Annotated in this window: 20 protein-coding genes; 10 read left to right on the forward strand and 10 right to left on the reverse strand. The window is 48.1% G+C overall.

What is annotated here, in order from left to right; translation table 11 throughout:
* Window positions 1–144: 144 nt before the first annotated feature.
* The 4 genes from NSQ20_RS29810 to NSQ20_RS29825 form a co-directional block, all read right to left on the reverse strand.
* Complete coding sequence (locus tag NSQ20_RS29810; protein WP_340031381.1) at window positions 145–816, reverse strand: GNAT family N-acetyltransferase; 672 nt, start codon at window positions 814–816, stop codon at window positions 145–147.
* A 45-nt stretch (window positions 817–861) separates the two neighbouring features.
* The gene (locus tag NSQ20_RS29815; RefSeq protein WP_340031383.1) at window positions 862–1,536 is read right to left on the reverse strand and encodes a GNAT family N-acetyltransferase; all 675 of its coding nucleotides are present in this window, start codon (window positions 1,534–1,536) and stop codon (window positions 862–864) included.
* 72 nt (window positions 1,537–1,608) lie between these two features.
* Window positions 1,609–2,466, reverse strand: coding sequence for a carbon-nitrogen hydrolase family protein (locus NSQ20_RS29820; protein ID WP_340031384.1), 858 nt, complete (start codon window positions 2,464–2,466; stop codon window positions 1,609–1,611).
* 109 nt (window positions 2,467–2,575) lie between these two features.
* Window positions 2,576–3,460: a LysR family transcriptional regulator gene (locus NSQ20_RS29825; RefSeq protein WP_340031385.1), complete on the reverse strand. Its 885-nt coding sequence runs from the start codon at window positions 3,458–3,460 to the stop codon at window positions 2,576–2,578.
* Window positions 3,461–3,621: 161 nt separating this feature from the next.
* On the opposite strand from NSQ20_RS29825, the gene NSQ20_RS29830 reads away from it, so the two are divergent.
* From NSQ20_RS29830 to NSQ20_RS29850, 5 genes are all read left to right on the forward strand, one after another.
* A complete protein-coding gene (locus NSQ20_RS29830) occupies window positions 3,622–3,993 on the forward strand; it encodes a CidA/LrgA family holin-like protein (protein WP_017691758.1) in 372 nt (123 codons plus the stop codon).
* Entirely contained in the window at window positions 3,990–4,670 is a 681-nt protein-coding gene (locus NSQ20_RS29835) for a CidB/LrgB family autolysis modulator (RefSeq protein WP_340031387.1), read from the forward strand. The genes NSQ20_RS29830 and NSQ20_RS29835 overlap by 4 nt, the downstream gene beginning before the upstream one ends.
* 105 nt (window positions 4,671–4,775) lie before the next feature.
* Entirely contained in the window at window positions 4,776–5,294 is a 519-nt protein-coding gene (locus NSQ20_RS29840) for an AbrB/MazE/SpoVT family DNA-binding domain-containing protein (RefSeq protein ID WP_047840820.1), read from the forward strand.
* Between the two features lie 127 nt (window positions 5,295–5,421).
* Window positions 5,422–6,117, forward strand: a complete 696-nt coding sequence (locus NSQ20_RS29845) for a Crp/Fnr family transcriptional regulator (RefSeq protein WP_282319986.1) — start codon at window positions 5,422–5,424, stop codon at window positions 6,115–6,117.
* A 77-nt stretch (window positions 6,118–6,194) separates the two neighbouring features.
* Window positions 6,195–7,034, forward strand: coding sequence for a DNA alkylation repair protein (locus NSQ20_RS29850; RefSeq protein ID WP_340031390.1), 840 nt, complete (start codon window positions 6,195–6,197; stop codon window positions 7,032–7,034).
* 125 nt (window positions 7,035–7,159) lie between these two features.
* On the opposite strand, the gene NSQ20_RS29855 is transcribed toward NSQ20_RS29850, so the two are convergent.
* On the reverse strand, window positions 7,160–7,540 hold the full coding sequence (locus tag NSQ20_RS29855; protein ID WP_340031391.1) for a DoxX family protein: 381 nt from the start codon (window positions 7,538–7,540) through the stop codon (window positions 7,160–7,162).
* Between the two features lie 422 nt (window positions 7,541–7,962).
* Between NSQ20_RS29855 and NSQ20_RS29860 the strand changes: the two genes are divergently transcribed.
* Complete coding sequence (locus tag NSQ20_RS29860) at window positions 7,963–8,262, forward strand: helix-turn-helix domain-containing protein (protein ID WP_026081419.1); 300 nt, start codon at window positions 7,963–7,965, stop codon at window positions 8,260–8,262.
* A 104-nt stretch (window positions 8,263–8,366) separates the two neighbouring features.
* On the opposite strand, the gene NSQ20_RS29865 is transcribed toward NSQ20_RS29860, so the two are convergent.
* The 5 genes from NSQ20_RS29865 to NSQ20_RS29885 all read right to left on the reverse strand — a co-directional run bounded on the left by NSQ20_RS29865 (window position 8,367) and on the right by NSQ20_RS29885 (window position 14,546).
* Window positions 8,367–9,371: a Gfo/Idh/MocA family oxidoreductase gene (locus tag NSQ20_RS29865; RefSeq protein WP_340031392.1), complete on the reverse strand. Its 1,005-nt coding sequence runs from the start codon at window positions 9,369–9,371 to the stop codon at window positions 8,367–8,369.
* 68 nt (window positions 9,372–9,439) lie between these two features.
* Window positions 9,440–11,098 (reverse strand): FAD-dependent oxidoreductase, encoded by a 1,659-nt coding sequence (locus tag NSQ20_RS29870; protein ID WP_340031394.1) that lies wholly within the window; start codon window positions 11,096–11,098, stop codon window positions 9,440–9,442.
* Between the two features lie 402 nt (window positions 11,099–11,500).
* Entirely contained in the window at window positions 11,501–12,988 is a 1,488-nt protein-coding gene (gene glpK, locus NSQ20_RS29875) for a glycerol kinase GlpK (RefSeq protein WP_340031395.1), read from the reverse strand.
* Window positions 12,989–13,016: 28 nt separating this feature from the next.
* Entirely contained in the window at window positions 13,017–13,586 is a 570-nt protein-coding gene (locus NSQ20_RS29880; protein ID WP_026081418.1) for a glycerol-3-phosphate responsive antiterminator, read from the reverse strand.
* 192 nt (window positions 13,587–13,778) lie between these two features.
* The gene (locus NSQ20_RS29885) at window positions 13,779–14,546 is read right to left on the reverse strand and encodes a GTP cyclohydrolase II (RefSeq protein ID WP_036667921.1); all 768 of its coding nucleotides are present in this window, start codon (window positions 14,544–14,546) and stop codon (window positions 13,779–13,781) included.
* Window positions 14,547–14,908: 362 nt separating this feature from the next.
* Between NSQ20_RS29885 and NSQ20_RS29890 the strand changes: the two genes are divergently transcribed.
* The 4 genes from NSQ20_RS29890 to gntK all read left to right on the forward strand — a co-directional run bounded on the left by NSQ20_RS29890 (window position 14,909) and on the right by gntK (window position 19,659).
* Window positions 14,909–16,144, forward strand: a complete 1,236-nt coding sequence (locus NSQ20_RS29890) for an extracellular solute-binding protein (protein WP_036667978.1) — start codon at window positions 14,909–14,911, stop codon at window positions 16,142–16,144.
* A 128-nt stretch (window positions 16,145–16,272) separates the two neighbouring features.
* The gene (locus NSQ20_RS29895; RefSeq protein WP_036613110.1) at window positions 16,273–17,139 is read left to right on the forward strand and encodes a sugar ABC transporter permease; all 867 of its coding nucleotides are present in this window, start codon (window positions 16,273–16,275) and stop codon (window positions 17,137–17,139) included.
* 20 nt (window positions 17,140–17,159) lie between these two features.
* The gene (locus tag NSQ20_RS29900) at window positions 17,160–17,987 is read left to right on the forward strand and encodes a carbohydrate ABC transporter permease (RefSeq protein ID WP_036612996.1); all 828 of its coding nucleotides are present in this window, start codon (window positions 17,160–17,162) and stop codon (window positions 17,985–17,987) included.
* 121 nt (window positions 17,988–18,108) lie between these two features.
* Window positions 18,109–19,659, forward strand: a complete 1,551-nt coding sequence (gene gntK / locus NSQ20_RS29905) for a gluconokinase (protein WP_340031396.1) — start codon at window positions 18,109–18,111, stop codon at window positions 19,657–19,659.
* The last annotated feature ends 265 nt before the right edge of the window (window positions 19,660–19,924 follow it).

The raw sequence follows: 19,924 nt of genomic DNA on the forward strand, positions 1-19,924 counted from the left end.
GCTCAATCTCAACCTTGAACTAAATAGAAAAAGCCCGTAGAAAGCAGGTCCAATAATGGCCTGTTCTACGGGCTTTTTGCATCTGTCATCATTCTTCAAGGTACTTGCAACGCCACTATGATCTAATGTTCTATCCCGTCCAGTTTACAACGGCAGTAGCGCAACCGACTTGCGAGCAGTCAATTGCTCTACCATGGCAAGCCATTCCTGCGGTTTGTTAGGAAGCACAGCATAATATCGATTCAGGAAATCAGCCACCAGACTGGCTGGCAGTTCACCAAGGGACTCATCGCCTGGCATAAAACACAGATCCAATCCGCCAACTGCTTCGCCGTCACCTTGCCAGGATGGATGAACATATGGGAAGTCCAGACGCTGATATCCCAGATGGGACAGAACTTCGCGACGCACATACGGGTCCATCGGCTTGATGCCGCCAAACTCGTGATCCTGACTCAGATAAGGGTTGTAGATTTCGGCAAACATACCGAACAATTCTTTCCCGTTTGCTGCAGCCAGCTTTTGCATATCACGCTTGCGGTGATTCGCCAGGAAACTGCCGATCCCCAGTCCTTCGCGCCCAATAATCGTGAAGTCCGTCATGGCAACGTTCCAATCCTCGTAATAACGGTACTCCGTCGCTCCAACAACCTGTCCCTCATGCACAGCCACGAACACCCGAATACCCGGGTCTTCCAGCGGTTCTTCCCACAGGGGGAAGTCCAGCACTTCTTCCCGCGGGAAAATCTCCTGCATCAACTTGTGCATTTGGGCAAACAATGGATCTTTAATAGATATAATACGCGTGAATTCCATGGATAAATACCCCCTCGATTGATAATGTATTTCATTTGATATTTTTTATTTGAACGGATTCCGCCACTCCATCAGGGCAGCATAATTACAGGATTCCTCATCGTCCAGATAGTCTGCGGTCACACCAACAGGCATGCGGCCACAGCGAAGCAGGAACGATATCACCGGGTCACGCCTCTCTCCCGCTGCTACCTGATCCAGATATTCCTGCGCAGACAGTTGGTCTGCAACCAGATGATAACCCGGCATTCTACCAGCACCCAGTAACCGATCCATCCCCTGAGCGATGACAAGGTGGTACATCGCCTGCATCATAAGTTGAGCCAGTCCCCATTTGCGGTACTTTGGACGAACACAGAGATCAACAATATACAGCGTGTTGCCATCGGACTGATGGTTACGAATATAACCGTCATCCGTTACTTCGGCCCAGGTATGACTTGCCGGATGTGCAGGGTCCCACTGCATCCGCAGCGAAGTCATCGAACCGGCCAATTCTCCATCGACTTCAATACAGATGGCACCCTCCGGGTAATGCTGCACATGACTGGTGAGCTGCTCGTGACTCCAGAGCAGCTCTTCCGGATAAGGAGGAGGGAAACTCTCCGCCTGAATGCGAATGAGTTCCTCAAAGTCGGCAGTAACATAATTGCGAACGACTGCTTTTACCCTTTTGCCACTTCGCTCCGGGTCGGTGATCAGCATTTCTTTGGTATACATGTTGCCGGGTCACCCCTTTCCACTGACAAAATGAATTCCCTACTCTGTTTCGTTCGGTTTTAAGAGCAACACCTACTCCCAATCGGTATACAGATCAGTACGGCGGTCACGCCAGGTCGTTACCGATCCACGTTCACGCACCTCATACAGCAAATCCAGATCCAGATCGGCGGTCACAATCATATCGTTGTTAATCTCACCCTCGGCCAGAATGCCACGTGTCGGGAACGGAATATCATTCGGCGTAATAATTGCAGCCTGTCCATAGTTGGCACGCATGAAATCAACGGTCGGCAGGTTACCCACTGTTCCGGTTAACACAACATACACCTGATTCTCTACCGCGCGGGCATGACTCGTATAACGCACACGGTAGAATCCATGACGATCGTCCGTGCAGGAAGGACAGAAAATTACGTCTGCGCCTTTGGCTTTGGCCATCCGTACGATTTCCGGGAATTCAATATCGTAACAGGTCAGCATGGCAATACGGCCTTTATCGGTGTCGAACACCTCAAGTCCATCTCCGGGAGCCATATTCCATTCTTGGACTTCGGTTGGTGTAATGTGAATCTTGTCCTGGCGAGCGATGCGACCATCCGGGTAGAACATGTGGGCTGTATTATACAACTTCCCTTCACGGCGAATGACGTGGGTTCCCCCGATAACGTGCATACCGTATTTGGCAGCAAGTGATGTGAACAGTTGCTCATATTGTTCCGTAAAGTTCGGCAGATCCTCAATTGTCAGAGCATTGCCTTGTTTGTCCCCAATGGACATTAATTGCGTTGTGAAAAATTCCGGGAACAGCACAAATTCGGTTCCATATTCGCTCGCTGTCCGTATGTAATGCTCAGCCTGAGCGGCGAACTGCTCAAACGAGCTGATTGTTTGTAGCTGGTATTGTACAGCGGATACCCGCAGTTTCATGTTCGTACACCTCCATCATGATTATGCTTCCATTGTAACAACGATCCGGGGTCAACAAAAGAGTATTTACACTGGGCACTAGAATGGAACAACCTTCCGATCGCTTCCCTTACTCACCCAGCATCGACTGTGTGAATCCGATCCACTCTCTTGTGGCAAAAGACAGATAGCGGTCCTTCCGCCAGATCATGCCGAGCTGCCATGGAATCACCGGTTCCACCACGGGTATAATGCGCACGCGCATGTTGTCTACCTCACGACAGATCGTTTCCGGTAGTAGAGCTACACCCAGATTGGCGGCAACCATTGCGCTGAGCAGATCCCACTGGGAGCTCTCATATACCACCCGGGGCTGAAACCCCGCATGCTGACAGGCCACAATAATCCGGTCATGCAACGCAAAATCCTCCCGAAACAATACAAAGGCATCATTTTCCAGTTCATGCAGCGCAACTGACTCTTTCCCTGCAAGCGGATGTGAAGGGTGTACAAGCAAGTTCAACTTCTCTTTGACAAACACAAAATGATCCAACAGTTCATCCACGGTTGGCAGTACGGCCACGCCAATATCCAGTGCACCACTGATCACATCGGCCTCTACTTTTTTGGCACCATCCTCAAATAGTTGAATGGTCACCTGCGGGTAGGCTTTGTGAAATTCACCAATGATCATGGGGAAAAAGCTGGACCCCACCATTGGCGGCAAGCCAATCTGCAGATGGCCTTTCTTCAAGTTCATCAGGTCGTCCAATTCGGACGACAGACTGCGGAATGATTTTTCAATCTCAAGTGCCTGCCGAAAAAACACATGGCCTGCATCGGTTAGTTCAACTTTCTTCCCATAACGGTCCAGTAACGTGATACCCAATTCCTCTTCAAGACTCTTGACCGTCTTGCTGATCGTAGGTTGGGTGATATACAGAACTTCGGCGGCTTTAGTGAAGCTCTGCTGCCGGGCGACTTCCAGAAAATATTGCAAATGGCGGATATCCATCGGTTGATACTCACCTCTCATAGACAAATGGAATAATAAACATTCTTAATATGCATTTTACTCATGAAAGAATGCCATGTAAAATTTGTGATATCAAATGAATCATTTTCATTTTCATAATAACTTAAACGATTACGTTGATTATACAAGGAGGGATTGAAGTGAAAAAATGGGGCCTTGGTATTGCACAGGTTGCGCTCTTAATGGTTTTTTCACTGCTCATGGACCTGCTGGCCCGTACTCTCCATCTTCCTGTACCGGGTTCCATACTCGGTATGGTTGTATTATTCATTCTGCTTCAGACTCGTGTCGTGAAGCTGCGCTGGATTGAAGTTGGAGCTGCCTGGCTGCTCGGTGAACTATTGTTATTTTTTATCCCGTCAGCCGTTGGCATTATGAACTATATGCCCATGTTGGAGCATGACGGATTGCAAATTTTATTCATCGTATTACTTAGTACATTCCTGGTCATGTCCTGCACAGGCCTGGTTGCTACACGAATTGCCAAACGAAAGGAGCGTCACACCGGATGATTGGATTCCTCTGCCTGTTGTTAACCGTCGGTATTTATTGGGTTACCAAACGAATATATTGCAATCTGCCGAAAGTATATCTGTCTCCACTGCTCATTACGCCGCTCCTCGTCGTTGGCATATTGCTCGCAACGGGAACGGATTATACCACTTATAGTAGTGGTGGCAAATGGCTGAGTCTGCTGCTTCAACCGGCCACCGTGGCTTTTGCCGTACCGCTCTATACCTTTTTCCATGTACTCAAAAAACATATTTCCGAGATTGTCTTCAGTGTCATGACTGGCTCGGTTGTTGCCGTACTTTCCTCTGCCCTGCTCGCCAAATGGTTGCGCCTGGATTCCGGTCTCATTCATAGTCTGATCCCAAGATCGATTACCACCCCAATTGCCATGAACGTATCCGCCACTATCGGTGGCATACCCGCAGTGACAGCTGTTTTTGTTATTATGACTGGTCTGCTCGGAGTAATTATGGGCCCTTCCATCGTCAAAATGCTGCGCATCGATGGGGAGATTGCACGAGGCACACTATTTGGAACCGGTGCCCATGGCACAGGGACATCCAAGGCGTTTGAACTGAGTTCCCTGACCGGTACCATCTCCAGCATCTCCATGGTGCTCGCTGCATTGTTCACTTTAGCGGTTGCACCCGTGCTTTCTAAACTTATTTTCCCATAATGGATGGAATTATCCACTTTTTTGAAATATTATTGTTGTATTAAAGCCCTTTCTTCCTTACAATAAGGACAGGTTTTTAATTGTGAATATTGCGGGGGAGATGCGATGAAAAGAACCGGAATGAAGAGATCTCTGGACCGTCTTGGACGAATTGTCCTTCCCAAAGAAATGCGGGATACGATGGAAATCCATATCGGCGATCCGCTTGAGTTTTTCATTGAAGGAAAAGAGTTGATTTTAAGAAAGTACAAATCAACATTATGTATTTTTTGCGGTGATGTAGATACGGAAATGTATTTCAAAGAACAATTCATCTGCCGGACTTGTGCAATTCAATTAAAACACCCGGATGACTCTCCCGACTGGTTCGTACCTCAGAACAAACAGGCTCCTGCACCCGTGGAGCGTCCTGCTTCCAAATCCGCCCCAGTCTCATCTCCCGCTAGGGAAGAAGGGACCACAGCTGACAACCAAGAATACCCGGACCTGCGGCCAAAGACGGCACGTATGCTGCAACAGATGAAAGAAATTGTTGAACAGAATCCCGGTTTGGCTCAACAGCAAATTGCGGAAAAGCTTGGCATCAGCCAAGGACGCGTCTCTCAATTAAAAAAGTTACTATAATCAAAATGGCATTTGATCATTTATAGTCAGAAGACCTTCCGATCAGGAAGTCCCGCTGCAAGAGAACCCGTTGTTTTTCGTGGGTTCTTCTTTTTTTTATATTCATATTGTAATGGAAAGGAGTTCTATGGATAAAATTCTGTATTTATCACAATTCGACCTCATGTCCTCCTTATCCGAGGCAGACCTGATTGAAATGGATGGGATGACTTCTATTACGACCATACCTAAAAACAGACAGATCCAGACACCCGATACGTTTACAGAAGGTTTCTATTTTGTAAAACGGGGAAAGGTTCGTTTATATACATTAAATCCGGAGGGCAAGCAGTTCACTCTCGATATTTTGACGGAAGGTAACGTGTTTGGAGAAATGAACGGAATCTCACTCGGAACACGCGCCGTTTATATCGAAACGATGGAGGAGTGTGATATTTGCCTGATGAGCAAACAACGTTTTGAACAGTTTCTGATTGAACATCCAGAATTTATGATGAGACTGATGAACGTACTAAGCGAGCGGATCAAACGAATGAGCGAGTTGACACAGACGCTCGCACTCGGAAACCTGCATGAAAAGGTGATACATAATCTCTTCCGGCTGGCTGAACAGATGGGATGCATCGAAGAAGATGAGTACTGCCGGATTCAACTCGGGCTTACCCATCAGGAGATTGCCTGGATGGCAGGAGCCACACGGGAATCGGTTACGATTGTCATGCAAGACTTGGCAAAATCTGGACGTATTCGTACCGGATTCAAATCAGTCTCCCTTCATCGTGACGAAATCGCTAACCTCCGGAAAATCACTGACCACTTGTAAGATGCCTTACATCCCTGTTCTCCAGCAAGTTGTACTGTATAACTCATGATGTTATACAACCAAGGAGGAGTATACCGTTGGATACTAAGCCAGATCTATTTATCCCTGAAGACATTTTTCTTCGCAAAGGTGCCCGTAAAGCAACGGAAATTCCTGAGCATATCCGCAATTGGCTACAAGCAGGACATATCGAATCGGTCAATCTGACCGAATGGCTGGCTGTAGATCATGTTTCTCTTTTTCAGAAGGTTACCCATGAATGGGGAATGGATGCCGAAACCAGAGCAATTACAGAGCAGTTAACACAGATGAATGAGCAGCGGATCATGAAAATCATCCCGGCCATAGCCATGCAATGGCTTGATCTGTTGAAACGTCCATCAGTCAATGAAAAAACGAATCTCTTTTGTTCCATTGCAGAGCATCGTTCAGACAGTGTTCGCTGCTGGGCGGCTTATATCATTGGGCTAGATTCCGGTCTGAACCTGACTGAAAAGTTGGAGCATATTCGGCCCTTTGCAGCAGATCATCACTTTGGTGTAAGAGAAATCGCCTGGATGGCTGTACGGGAGTCCATCTCTGCCGAATTATCCTTAGCCTTGCAGCAGTTAATCCCATGGAGCGTTGACCCTGATCCACTGATCCGTCGCTTTGCCATAGAATCAATCAGACCTCGTGGCGTCTGGGCCAAGCATATTCAGGAGTTAAAAGAAAATCCGGCCATGGCCCTTCCCTTGCTTGACGCAGTAAAATCCGATGCCCATAAGTATGTACAGGATTCGGTAAGTAACTGGCTGAACGACGCCAGCAAGACCAATCCAGAGTGGGTGCGGCAGGTCTGTGCCACTTGGACGCAGCAGTCGGATACCCAACATACGCGGCGAATCGTTACACGTGCCACGCGAAGTCTTACATAAAAAAAGATGACCACCGCTTACTGGCAGTGGTCATCTTCTGCATAGGCATCCGCGTTTACATTCCTTTTGACAGGAATACCTTTTCCACGTTGAACAGCCCAATTAGGTTCCCTCTTATCTTTAACTTACGCCTGAATCGCGTCCATCTGGCCTTCTTCTTCCGCTTCCAATCTGCGCATGCCCACAACCAAAACAATAATGTTAGCTACCAACAACACAGCCGGGAACGGAACAGCAGCGTATTGTGCATAGATCAGATGACTTCCCACGGCCCCAATCAGAATGAAGGTCAGTATGCCAGAAGCCAGGATGCGAGTCCGTGGAATCAGCAGTCCTACAGCACTAAGCAACTCCGCAGCGCCCAGCAGATACATCGTCCATGTCGGATAAGAGAAACTTTCGAATGTCTGAATCATCATTTCTGCCCCACTAATCTTGTTAAACCCCGTCATGACGAAGACACCTGCTAACACAACCAGAAAAACGTAACCCAAAATCTTGTTCATATGTAGATCCTCCTGTAACAAATTATATGTTCCTACTATGTAATGATTATTTTTGCTGCACATTGTAAAAAAGAATCTATGTAAAAGTTCCCAAAGGTTACTCTGTTTTCAACCGTTCAGCCCAGTTCAATTTTCAGAATAGTACGCGTTCATATTATACGTATTATTTATCACCAACTTACTTTTGTGAAGTTAGTATATAATAATAATATAATTTCTTCAAGTAATTTTTCACTGTATGATGTATAATACATACAAAAGGTATGTTACAGTATATTTTGTAGTAACCCTCATTTACTTGGATGTCCTATATTCTTAAAGCGGCAGAAATCATGTCCTTTCATATACAACTTTGAAGAAAATCATTATGAATCGAGGTGAACACGTTGAAGCTGAAAAAAGTAAAATCACCAAGTCCCTGTATGATCACTCAAGCCATAGACATCATAGGCAAGAAGTGGGTACTGTTAATCATGTACCAACTGTTGTCCGGACCCAAGCGGTTTACGGAGCTTGAAGCAGAGATGGCGATCAGTGGACGACTTTTATCGGAGAGATTGAAGGAAATGGAGACGGAAGGTATCGTAACCCGACACATGTTTCCCGAGATACCTCCCCGTGTAGAGTATGAATTGACACCGAAAGGCAGAGCCATTGAACCTGTCATTGATCAGATCTACAGTTGGTCATCCGACTGGTTGAAACAGCAGAAATCCGAGTAGTTGAATTGCTACTTAATAATCTCTACTCAACACAAATACGCCTGAATCAGGCTGATCTGCGGATCATTCCCTGATTCAGGCGTATTTATATTACCTTCAACCTTTTAATGAGAGAGACGTTTTGAAGGCTGAAGCTGTACCGGCAGACCGGAATCTGCCGATGCCAGCGCCGCCGTCGTAATCTCCTGTGTACGGCAGGCATCCGCATAATCGGACAGAATTCGTGAACGGTCTCCCGTACGCAGGGCGTGAATGAACGCTTCATTCTCACGCTCGTATGGGTTATGTCCTGCCGGAATCTCCAGACCTGCCATCGCATGTTTTGCGGCACTTGGCAGAAGCAAACGTTCTGGCGTCCAATCCCACACACCTGCATCCGTGTAGAACTGGAGTCCTGCGCCGCCCTCTCCGTCTGGCAACAGACATGTATTGGCGATACTGGCAATCGCTCCACTTTCCAGCTTAAGCGTCACATTTGCCACATCGGCTACGGTCACATGTTCATGCTTCTCATGCATGCTTCGCTGAGCTGCTACAGCATATACCTCCGTAACTTCTCCTGCACAATACCGAAGCAAGTCTACAATATGTGTAGTCTGCTCTACGAATTGCCCTCCTGAACCGTCCTGACGCCGCCACCAGGCGACCCCTGGCATTCCGCCCATCCAGCGGCCAAGAGCCATGCCGACCGTCTGTTCTTTCATCGCTTGCCGCAGGACCTGCGCAGCCTCCTGATAACGGAAATGGTATCCTACAGAGGTTAACAATCCACTCTTTTGCACCTGATCCAACACCTGACGTGGAACATCCATTCCAGTACTCAGCGGTTTCTCCACCAGGAATGGAATACCGCGGCGGATTAATTCGGACTCAATCGATCCGTGAGACATCGGAGGCACACAGATATACACCGCATCCAGCTTCTCACCATCCAGCATATGTTCAAGTTCCCCGTAACCAACAGCATCATAAACGAAGGCCATAGCCTCTGCCTTTTCGAGCGAAGTTCCACAGACACTCGCAACACGAACACCTTCCATCCGTGCGAGAATATCCGCGTGTACCTTACTGAACCAGCCTGTTCCAATGATTCCGATCTGTAATGTCATGGATGTAATCCCCTCTCTATGTTACACGCTTACATGTTCCATTCGACTCTCGATCTTAAAATCCTGCCTTAGATTTTGCCGGATGCTTCCAGCAACAGCTGATCCAGTTCCTGTGTATGTTTAACCACTTCCTCTTCTGACCAGTCCAAACGACCTGCCATATACGAGATAACTGCTGCTTTATAGCGACGAACTTCATTAATACGGAAGAATAAATCACCTGTTCTTCGTACTAAAAAGTCAGATGGGGTTACAGCCATCTCTTCATCAATCGCGTAATGTAGCATAAGCAATAGCTCCTGTGGCATGCCATGAAGCTCGGACTTGGTGCGTGGATCGGGCATTCGCTCATACAGTGCCTCCACATTGGAACCATACGTGCGAACCAGCCGCTCCGCAGCAGGTCGGGCAAGCCCGAGAGCAACACCGTCCTTGATCTTGCGCTCCGCATACGATACAAATCCAGCCGATCCCCCTACATCACCGCCGGAGATGGGCATCTTCTTCGTTACACAAGGGCCTATGGAATGTCCACTCTCCTGCTCCATCTGGCGTGCGACCAGATCAACAACCATCTCGGCCATTTTACGGTATCCAGTTAACTTGCCCCCGGCAATCGTAATCAGATTGGATTCGGATACCCAGACTTCATCTTTACGTGATATTTCGGACGGATTCTTGCCTTCCTCATGAATTAGTGGACGTACACCCGCCCATCCGGATTCCACGTCCCCGGTACCAATGTGTACATCTGGAAACATGCCATTAACTGCATCAATCACATAATCGCGATCCGCGTCGGAAATTTGCGGTTGTGCAGGATCATCCTGATATACAGTGTCGGTTGTGCCTACATAGGTTTTTCCATCACGTGGGACAGCAAAGACCATTCGACCATCTGGTGTATCAAAATAGACGGCCTGTCTTAATGGGAATCGTTCACCATCAAAGACCAAATGAATGCCTTTGGTCATCTGCAGTGTTTTCCCCTGGCGTGAACCGTCCAATTCCCGCAGACCGTCCACCCATGGACCGGAAGCGTTGATCACCTTGCTTGATTTTAGCGTATAGATCTGTCCATCGATCTGATCCACGGCTTCAATACCTGTAATCTTGCCATTCTCCTTCAGGAAACCTTTCGCCTTAACGTAGTTCACTGCCTGTGCCCCACGTTTGACAGCTTCTTTCATAACTTCTATGGTGAGCCTGGCATCATCAGTCCGGTACTCCACATAGAGTCCACCACCCAACAACCCCTGTTTGCGTAACAGAGGTTCACTGTCTGACACTGCTCCAGCATTCAACATTTGGCGCCGTTCACTGCGCTTCACCCCGGCGAGCCGGTCATACACCATCAGTCCAATGGATGTGCTGAAGCGGCCGAACGTGCCAGCCGTATAGATCGGTAACAACATCGGTTCCGGTGTGGTCACATGTGGCCCATTTTCATAAACTACAGCCCGCTCCCGTCCTACCTCAGCAACCATCTTCACTTCATATTGCTTCAAATAACGTAATCCGCCATGGACAAGCTTGGTCGAACGACTGGATGTACCTGCTGCAAAATCCTGCATTTCTACAAGCGCCGTCTTCAACCCACGCGAAGCCGCATCCAATGCAATCCCTGCGCCTGTAATCCCGCCGCCAATAATCAATACGTCAAAATGTGCATTCGCCATATTTTGCAAATATTCGGTCCGTTGTGCTGACGAGAACGTTTCTGTCATTCTTGAACCTCCCATTGATTTCCTTAATATTTCCGTAAAAAAACCAAAAAAAGGACCACGTCATTCGCTCAGCAATTGCTGAGCGGCACGTGGTCCCTCCCGATCTCCAGACATCATTTTTTTAACTTGTGCCTTTATCCTATCACAGATTTTTGACGGCGTGAAGTCCTGAAATGACACATTATTCAAAAAAAATTCAAAAAGTTGTTCTGCCAAAGGATGGAATTTCAAATGAATCCACTAACCTTGTTTTTTTCCTTATAGTGGGTATATATTTTGCCTCCTCCAGGAAGAATAACCCTGTAAATCATGCATCATTTTCCACCAGTAAATATCATTTATAACATATGTTTAGTTAAAAAGTACAAATACCCACACCAAGAAATATTCATTTCATTTCTTTTATTTAAAAGCCATTGCTGCATTCACTGCACGTTTCCAGCCTGTATACAGTTCTGTTCGTTGTTGCTCAGCCATAACAGGCTGGAAGACACGCTCCGTATTTTCATGATCCGTCAATTCATCCGCACTCGTCCAATATCCTACCGCCAATCCTGCCAGATAAGCCGCACCCAATGCAGTCGTTTCATTCACCGTTGGGCGTTCGACAGGAATGCCCAGAATATCACTCTGGAACTGCATGAGGAAATCATTGGCCGCCGCTCCTCCATCCACACGCAGAGCATGCACGGGAATACCCGAGTCGGATTCCATTGCCTCCAGTACATCTTTGGTCTGATACGCCAATGCCTCAAGCGTAGCACGGATAAAGTGTTCCTTTGTCGTGCCTCGTGTCAGGCCAAACACCGCACCCTTAACCTCACTATCCCAATACGGACTGCCCAGTCCCACAAATGCAGGTACCATATAAACGCCGTCTGTCGAAGGCACACGTGAGGCGTAATCCTCACTATCTTTTGAAGAGCGAAGCATTCTTAATCCGTCACGCAGCCACTGAACCGCTGAACCTGCAACAAAAATGCTGCCTTCGAGTGCATATTCAACCTTGCCATTCATCCCCCAGGCAATCGTTGTAATCAGTCCGTGATTGGATTGTACCGGGTTCTCTCCCGTGTTCATAAGCATGAAACAACCGGTACCATATGTATTTTTCATACTACCCTTGGTGTAACAGCCCTGACCAAACATCGCTGCCTGTTGATCTCCTGCCGCTCCCGCAATCGGAATCCGATGACCGAAGAAATGATAGTCTGTTGTGTGTGCATACACCTCGGATGAACCTCGCACTTCTGGTAGCATAGCCTTGGGAATGTCGAGGATAGCCAACAATTCGTCATCCCATTGCAGATCATAGATGTTATAGATCAGGGTACGTGAGGCATTGGATATATCCGTGACATGTGTACCCCCGCTCAGTTTCCAGATCAGCCAGCTATCAATCGTACCAAACAGCAGTTCACCCTTCTCTGCCCGCTCCCGGGCACCAGGGACATGATCCAGAATCCACTTCACCTTTGTTCCCGAGAAGTAGGGATCGATCAGTAATCCTGTTTTACGGCGGAAAAGGTCCCCGAGACCCTGTGTCTTCAGTTCTTCACAGATATCCGCGGTCTGTCTGGATTGCCATACCACTGCATTATAGATGGGTCTGCCTGTTTCTTTGTCCCATACCACAACGGTCTCACGTTGATTCGTAATTCCAATTCCGGCAATCTGGACAGGCTTAATTCCGCTTTCTGCCAGACATGAAGCCATCACGGCAAGAATGGAACTCCAGATTTCGTTGGCATTCTGCTCTACCCAGCCCGGTTTGGGGAAATATTGAGGGAATTCCTGCTGTGCAATGTGCACAATCTCCCCGCCACGGTTAAATAGAATAGCTCGGGAGCTTGTTGTTCCCTGATCCAGAGCCAATATATATTTTTCCATACAGCCAACCTCCTGTTGTGGGTTCTTTTTAAGGTGTAAGCGATTTCTCGAAGTGTCGGATCAGATCTGCGTTGGATGTGGTCACTGCCGTAGCCCCGACGCCAAGCGCAAGTTCAACCTCTTCCGGTGAACGGATCAATCCCCCTGCAATAATGGGTATCCCTGTACGCACAGATACTTCCGCAATAATATGCGGAATGACGCCAGGTAATACTTCAATATAATCCGGTTGGGTTTTGGCCAGCAGCAGATAACTTTTCTCCAGTGCATGGGTATCGAGCAGAAAAATACGTTGAATCGCTGTAATGCCTTTCTGCTTTGCCTTCTGAATGACACTCGCTCGCGTAGAGATCAGTCCTGCTGGGCGAATGTGCTGACACAGATACTCTGCCGCATACTCATCATTCTTCAATCCTTGGACCAGATCTGCATGCAAAAGTATCTTTTTGTCGTACCGCCGAGCCTCGTCCATTACACTCTGAAGCTGTGCAATATGCGTTTCCAGCATCACCCCATAGGTATAAGGGCCTTCAATCATCGCTTCAAACTGCTTCATGCTCTTTGCAGCCGGCAATATACGTTGTCCCTCAAATGGCACCTTGGTTCCTCCCGCATTCATCAGATGACTATATTGTATAATCCGCACTGCGGGAACGGCAAGCCATTCCGTGAATCAGGAAAACCTGATCGCTACCCTATCATCCATAGTAAAAAGCCGCTGTTGTACTTCTCCATAACAGAGAGTACAACAACGGCTAGCCATCTATTCGTATACGTCTATAAATAATGATTAACCCTGCGCATGCGGAAGTAGCGTCTCTGCCCCAGCCCAACCATCACTTTCTGCCAAATGACCGGAACGGTTCACTTTCGTTTGCAGATATTTCTCGTTGAAAGCAGAGCGATCTCCCCATAGTGGCACACGTCCGCCCACATTCAATCCCGCTTCCTGCAAAGCAGCCAGCTTCCGTGGATTGTTGGTGATCAATGTAACCGGTGCGGAGCGAAGCGCACGCAATACGGCAATCGCATCGTCATAATTGCGGGCATCGTCTGTGAATCCGAGTTGCAAGTTTGCATCTACCGTATCCAGACCTTCTTCTTGCAAAATGTACGCCATCGCTTTGCTGAACAGACCAATGCCACGTCCCTCATGGTTCGCAAGATAGAATAGTGCGCCTGCTCCGTGAGCGGCGATCATTTTCATGGATTGCTCCAATTGGAAGCCGCAATCACAGCGTTTGCTGCCAAAGATGTCGCCTGTATGACAGATACTGTGCATGCGAATGAGCGCATCCTGTGCTTCGGCAAAGTCACCATAGACCAAAACACTGGATTGTTGACGCTCTGCCAGTTCAGCCTCAGCAAGAGATTCGATTAACTCGCCGCTCTCCATCGCTTTGTCTGACTTCATCCAGCTATACCACTGGAATGTCTTGGTCTCCCCATCGAGGTTTACCGGGAGTTTGATTGGCCCCACCAGGTATATGAACTCTTTTCCACTCGGAAAAGTCTGAATTTTGGGGGCAAGCAGTTGAATAATATGTGAATTGATCATTGTCGTTCCTCCTGTTTAGGCCAACTTGTCTGTTGATTGATTCGCATCCAAAGCGAAAATGGATCACTTGGATGTTATATAGTACGTATCTATATTATTCTCATCATCATTAGTTACTTTATGTAAGTTAGTTTAGAATAAAAATTATAATGTGTCAAGTAACTTTTATTTTTAAAGTAACTACCCAATTTATGTTACGCAATCGACACAAATATGTGTTTCATTTTAGGAATATTGGGTATGAGTTTATAAACTGCTCATACACTAATGTTGTAGTCCAAAGCACTTCATGCCTCGAACTTAATGATGAGGGGGTAATACACATGATCCGCCGGAAAAGAACATGCTGGACAGCCATACTGATGGTCTGCGTCCTGCTCATAAGCGGATGCTCCATCTGGCCCGGACAGGACGATTCAGCGAACAACAAAAAGGTAGCGCTTACATTATGGTACTGGAATCGTTCCATCGATGATAAGTTGATTGCCAGGGCTAAGGAAAAGTTCCCCAATATCGAACTGACAGCTCAGAAAATCGGCGGTGATTTCAAAGCAAAACTCAAAACAACACTCGCTGCACGCTCAGGTGAACCAGACATTGTAGCATTGAACGACTGGATCATGGAGCTATTCCCCAGTGAGGACCGTTTCTATAATCTGTATGATCTCGGTGCAGGAGATATTGAAGACCAATATCTGCCGTGGAAATGGAAGCAAGGCGTTACGCCAAGCGGACAGATGATCGGTTTCCCGATGGATACGGGCCCAACAGCCCTCTTCTACCGAGAAGATCTGTTCAAGGAAGCCGGATTGCCATCTGATCCCGAAGACGTTACACGCCAGATCAACAGTTGGGATGCATATGCTGCTGCCGGAGAACAGCTCAAGGAAAAATTCGGAGGCAAGGTTTTTCTAACCGATAATATTGCAACCGTTTACAATCAAGTCATATCGCAGTCTGCGGAGCGTTATTTCCGGCCGGACGGGTCCTTTATCGGCATGGGTTCCCCTATTGTGGGCAAGAGCTGGGATACGGCCGTTGCTTTCAAAGAGAAGGGACTGCTAGCCAATGCAGATGGCTGGACTCCAAGCTGGAACGCCGCGATGAATAATGGCGAAATCGCCTCTTTCGTGGGCGCTGTCTGGATGAAACAAGTTCTTCAGGAAGCCGCTCCGGATACATCCGGGAAGTGGCGGGTCGCTCGGGCACCAGGGGGAGATGGCAACAACGGGGGATCATTCCTGTCCATCCTGAAGTCGAGTGAACATCCTCAGGAAGCCTTTGAACTGGTTCGCTGGCTGCAAAGTCCCGAAAATCAACTGGAGCAATATCAGACACTGAACCTGTTCCCTTCTGCACCAGGTGTGTTTGATGATCCTGCCATGAAAGAAAAAGAACCTTTCTTCGGTGGACAGGCGACAGGGCCTGTATTTGCCGAATCGGCACAGGATGTGCCGGATGCTTTCTTTGGCGAAAGATACCCTTCCGTACACAACATTATCACCCGGCGGCTGAATGATGTCGCGAAGCAAAATGCCGATCCACAGCAGGTCTGGACAGATACAGTACACCGCGTCGAGCGGGAATTGCAGCGTTAACCTGAACAACGTGTGGTTTCGTTATCCGCAAAGGAGGAATTCATATGGCTGTAACTGAACCTCGTCTTACTCCCGATCCCGGACATGAAAGACCTGATCTGGATCGGCAGAAGTCACTATGGGCGAGAATGTGGGAGCATCGTGCACTCTATGTTGCGATATCGCCGTTTTATATTCTGTTTGCGGTATTTGGGCTGTTCCCAATCGGGTTCTCACTCTATCTGGCTTTTCATAAATGGGATGGCATCGGTGTCATGACGTTTAACGGACTCAACAATTTCAAATACATGCTGACCGATGCCGAGTTCTGGCAAGCCGTGGGCAACACGTTCATGATCTGGATCTATTCGACAATTCCGATGCTCTTCTTCGCCCTGATTATTGCCTTTTTGCTGCATGCACCATTTGTGAAGTTCCGTACCCTGTTTCGGGTCGGTTATTTTCTGCCAAACGTCACATCCATTGTAGCGGTAGCCATTATCTTCGGTGCTTTATTTGCCAACAATTATGGCTTTCTCAATTATCTGTTGCAGTCGGTCGGGCTACCTGTTGTGGAGTGGCTTAATGCACCATGGGGCATTAAAGTCGCAATCTCCTCCATGGTGGTCTGGCGCTGGACCGGATATAACGCCGTCATCTATCTGGCCGGGCTTCAGAGTATTCCGCAGACGTTATACGAAGCAGCCAAGATTGATGGCGCATCAGCGATACAGTCCTTTTTCCGAATTACAATTCCGATGTTGCGTCCTGTGATCCTGTTTACGGTCATTACATCAACGATTGGCGGTATGCAACTGTTCACTGAGCCTCAAGTATTGGTAGGTAATGATGGTGGCGCAGGTGCAGCAGGCATGACGATTGTACTGTACCTCTACCGTGAATCCTTCATTAACAATTATTTCGGATATGGCGCTGCCGTTGGTTGGGGCATGTTCCTCATTATCGCCCTGTTCTCGATTGTGAACTGGAAGCTTGTTCAAGGCAAATCATCCTGATGTGATAAGGGGGAGCACACATGGCGACCAAACACCTCAAATCGCTGGTGTTGTATACCGGTCTTATCGGGGGCATGCTCATATCCATGTTCCCGTTCTATTGGCTGATTGTAATGTCTACCCGGACAACGTCCGATATCTACAAGTTTCCACCCCAGCTCTGGTTCGGGGGAGAATTGTGGAATAATATTACGCGGGTGTTACAGCAGATTGACTTCTGGGGCGCCTTTCTGAATACGTTGTTTGTGTCGGGCCTCGTGACCATTCTGGTGCTGTTTTTTGACTCACTGGCGGGATTTGCGTTTGCGAAGTTTGAATTTCCCGGCAAAAAGTGGCTCTTCATCCTGCTGCTCGCGACCATGATGGTACCTTCCCAGCTGTCGCTGGTGCCTTCCTTCGTACTCATGGCTACGTTCGGCTGGGTCGGTTCCTTCAAAGCTCTCATTATTCCGGGCATGGTGAACGCCTTCGGCATCTTCTGGATTCGCCAGTATGCAACAGAGTCCATTCCCAACGATCTGCTGGATGCGGGCCGCATCGACGGCTGTAATTTCTTCCGACTCTATTGGAACGTGGCGCTGCCAATTCTGCGACCTGCCTTTGCTTTCCTCGGCGCATTCACCTTCATCGGCGTATGGAATGATTATCTGTGGCCTCTGATTGTCCTGACGGATGAACGCAAATACACGTTGCAGATTGCGTTGTCTCAATTAAACGGGCTGTATAACACAGACTATGCCATGGTTATCGCGGGTACGTTGCTTGCCGTCATTCCGCTCATCGTTATGTTCCTGTTCATCAGCCGCCAGTTTATTTCGGATATTGCGGCAGGGGCGGTGAAGGACTAAGGTTGTGGCATTTTGATCCATCCCTCAAGTCTGATATTCTTATCTATAGATGAAATAACAGATGCCATATAAGTTGGATGAATAGCACCACCTTATATATTTAAGAAAGAGGGATGACAAAATGGCTTCTTCACCCTATATGATCGGCGTAGATATCGGCACGACCTCCACCAAGGCCGTCTTGTTCGAACAGAACGGAACCATTGTGGCTCAAGGCAGTGCCGACTATCCGCTATACACCCCCACACCTGCGATTGCGGAGCAGGATGCGGAAGATATTTTCAAAGCAGTCATCGAGTCCGTTAAACAGGCCACTTCCAAAGCGGGAGTGAAGCCAGAGGACATCCTGTTTGTATCCTTCAGTTCGGCCATGCACAGCATTCTGCCAGTCGATCAACACGGCAAACCGCTGATGCGGGCCATGACATGGGCAGATAATCGCAGTGCCGAGTGGACGGAAGTACTCAAATCCGAGATGAATGGTCACGAAATATACCTGAGAACAGGTACGCCGATTCATCCGATGTCCCCTCTCACCAAGATCATGTGGCTCACCCGGGATCAGCCTGAATTGTTCAGACAGACGCACAAATTCATATCCATGAAAGAATATGTTTTCTATAAATTATTTTCTGAATACGTCATTGATCACTCCATGGCCTCCGCAACCGGACTCATGAATCTGGAGAAACTCGACTGGGATGCTGAAGCGCTGCATGTAGCGGGCATTACGCCGGAACACTTGTCCCGATTGGTCCCAACCACACATGTGCTGAAACATGGGTTGCACCCGGAGTACGCCAAGGAAATGGGCATTGCGGTCACCACACCATTTGTCATCGGTGCAAGTGATGGTGTGCTCTCCAATCTGGGCGTGAACGCCATTGATCCGGGCGTCGTGGCCGTGACCATTGGTACCAGTGGAGCGATTCGTACAGTCGTAGATAAACCGGTGACCGATCCCAAAGGACGCTTCTTCTGTTATGCGCTCACGGAGGATGCCTGGGTCATTGGCGGACCGGTGAACAATGGCGGTGTTATTTTTCGCTGGATTCGGGACGAGTTTGCAGCTTCCGAGGTGGAGACTGCGAAACGACTTGGCATCGATCCATATGAAGTGCTCACTCGTGTCGCGAAAAATGTACCTCCAGGTTCGGAAGGTCTCTTGTTCCATCCGTATATGACAGGTGAGCGGGCTCCGCTCTGGAATCCCAATGCACGGGGTTCGTTTTTCGGCCTGACGCTGCATCATAAGAAAGAACATATGATTCGCGCCGCGCTCGAAGGTGTGTTGTTTAACCTGTACACGGTCATGCTGGCGATCGAAGAAAAGATTGGCCGTCCGAAAAAAATTCAGGCGACAGGCGGCTTCGCCCGCTCTGAGTTATGGCGCCAGATGATGGCCGATATTTTCGATCAGGATGTCATCATCCCCGAAAGTATCGAAAGCTCCTGCCTCGGCGCAGCCGTACTGGGCTTGTATGCTCTTGGCCGCATTGATTCCCTGAGTGCCGTCTCCGGCATGATCGGATCAACGTATCGGCACCAGCCGGACCCGGACAGTGTCCGCGTCTACCGGGAATTGCTGCCCATCTTCATCCGCATCTCCCGTAAGTTTGAAGAAGAGTATGCGGATATTGCTGCTTTTCAGAATAAGACGATGCAAGGGTAGGGAAGTCGTGGGATGTTACACGTCGGGGATTTAAAAAGTCGAACATGGAATACGCTAACGAATCGTAGACGTCTTATTTGAAGCTTTTAGCATGTTTTCAAAATCTAACGAACCTGAGCCACCTTATATCGGCTTACATGGGGCACGAAACTGCTCTAGAACCTAATATCTAGCCTACTAACTTGTCTGTGGTTCGTTAGAAAATTACTTTTGCCAAATATCCTCCAATAGCGCGTCTCAGGTTCGTTAGAATTGACAGACTATT

Source organism: Paenibacillus sp. FSL K6-1122 (assembly GCF_037977015.1).
Taxonomy (GTDB): Bacteria; Bacillota; Bacilli; order Paenibacillales; family Paenibacillaceae; genus Paenibacillus; species Paenibacillus amylolyticus.

Coding starts and splice junctions, on each gene's coding strand:
- NSQ20_RS29885 (WP_036667921.1), bottom strand. CDS start 14,546: ATGATCAATTCACATATTATTCAACTGCTTGCCCCCAAAATTCAGACT.
- NSQ20_RS29900 (WP_036612996.1), top strand. CDS start 17,160: ATGGCGACCAAACACCTCAAATCGCTGGTGTTGTATACCGGTCTTATC.
- NSQ20_RS29865 (WP_340031392.1), bottom strand. CDS start 9,371: ATGACATTACAGATCGGAATCATTGGAACAGGCTGGTTCAGTAAGGTA.
- NSQ20_RS29810 (WP_340031381.1), bottom strand. CDS start 816: ATGGAATTCACGCGTATTATATCTATTAAAGATCCATTGTTTGCCCAA.
- NSQ20_RS29825 (WP_340031385.1), bottom strand. CDS start 3,460: ATGGATATCCGCCATTTGCAATATTTTCTGGAAGTCGCCCGGCAGCAG.
- NSQ20_RS29895 (WP_036613110.1), top strand. CDS start 16,273: ATGTGGGAGCATCGTGCACTCTATGTTGCGATATCGCCGTTTTATATT.
- NSQ20_RS29860 (WP_026081419.1), top strand. CDS start 7,963: ATGATCACTCAAGCCATAGACATCATAGGCAAGAAGTGGGTACTGTTA.
- NSQ20_RS29890 (WP_036667978.1), top strand. CDS start 14,909: ATGGTCTGCGTCCTGCTCATAAGCGGATGCTCCATCTGGCCCGGACAG.
- NSQ20_RS29820 (WP_340031384.1), bottom strand. CDS start 2,466: ATGAAACTGCGGGTATCCGCTGTACAATACCAGCTACAAACAATCAGC.
- NSQ20_RS29855 (WP_340031391.1), bottom strand. CDS start 7,540: ATGAACAAGATTTTGGGTTACGTTTTTCTGGTTGTGTTAGCAGGTGTC.
- NSQ20_RS29815 (WP_340031383.1), bottom strand. CDS start 1,536: ATGTATACCAAAGAAATGCTGATCACCGACCCGGAGCGAAGTGGCAAA.
- NSQ20_RS29835 (WP_340031387.1), top strand. CDS start 3,990: ATGATTGGATTCCTCTGCCTGTTGTTAACCGTCGGTATTTATTGGGTT.
- NSQ20_RS29870 (WP_340031394.1), bottom strand. CDS start 11,098: ATGACAGAAACGTTCTCGTCAGCACAACGGACCGAATATTTGCAAAAT.
- glpK (WP_340031395.1), bottom strand. CDS start 12,988: ATGGAAAAATATATATTGGCTCTGGATCAGGGAACAACAAGCTCCCGA.
- NSQ20_RS29840 (WP_047840820.1), top strand. CDS start 4,776: ATGAAAAGAACCGGAATGAAGAGATCTCTGGACCGTCTTGGACGAATT.
- NSQ20_RS29845 (WP_282319986.1), top strand. CDS start 5,422: ATGGATAAAATTCTGTATTTATCACAATTCGACCTCATGTCCTCCTTA.
- gntK (WP_340031396.1), top strand. CDS start 18,109: ATGGCTTCTTCACCCTATATGATCGGCGTAGATATCGGCACGACCTCC.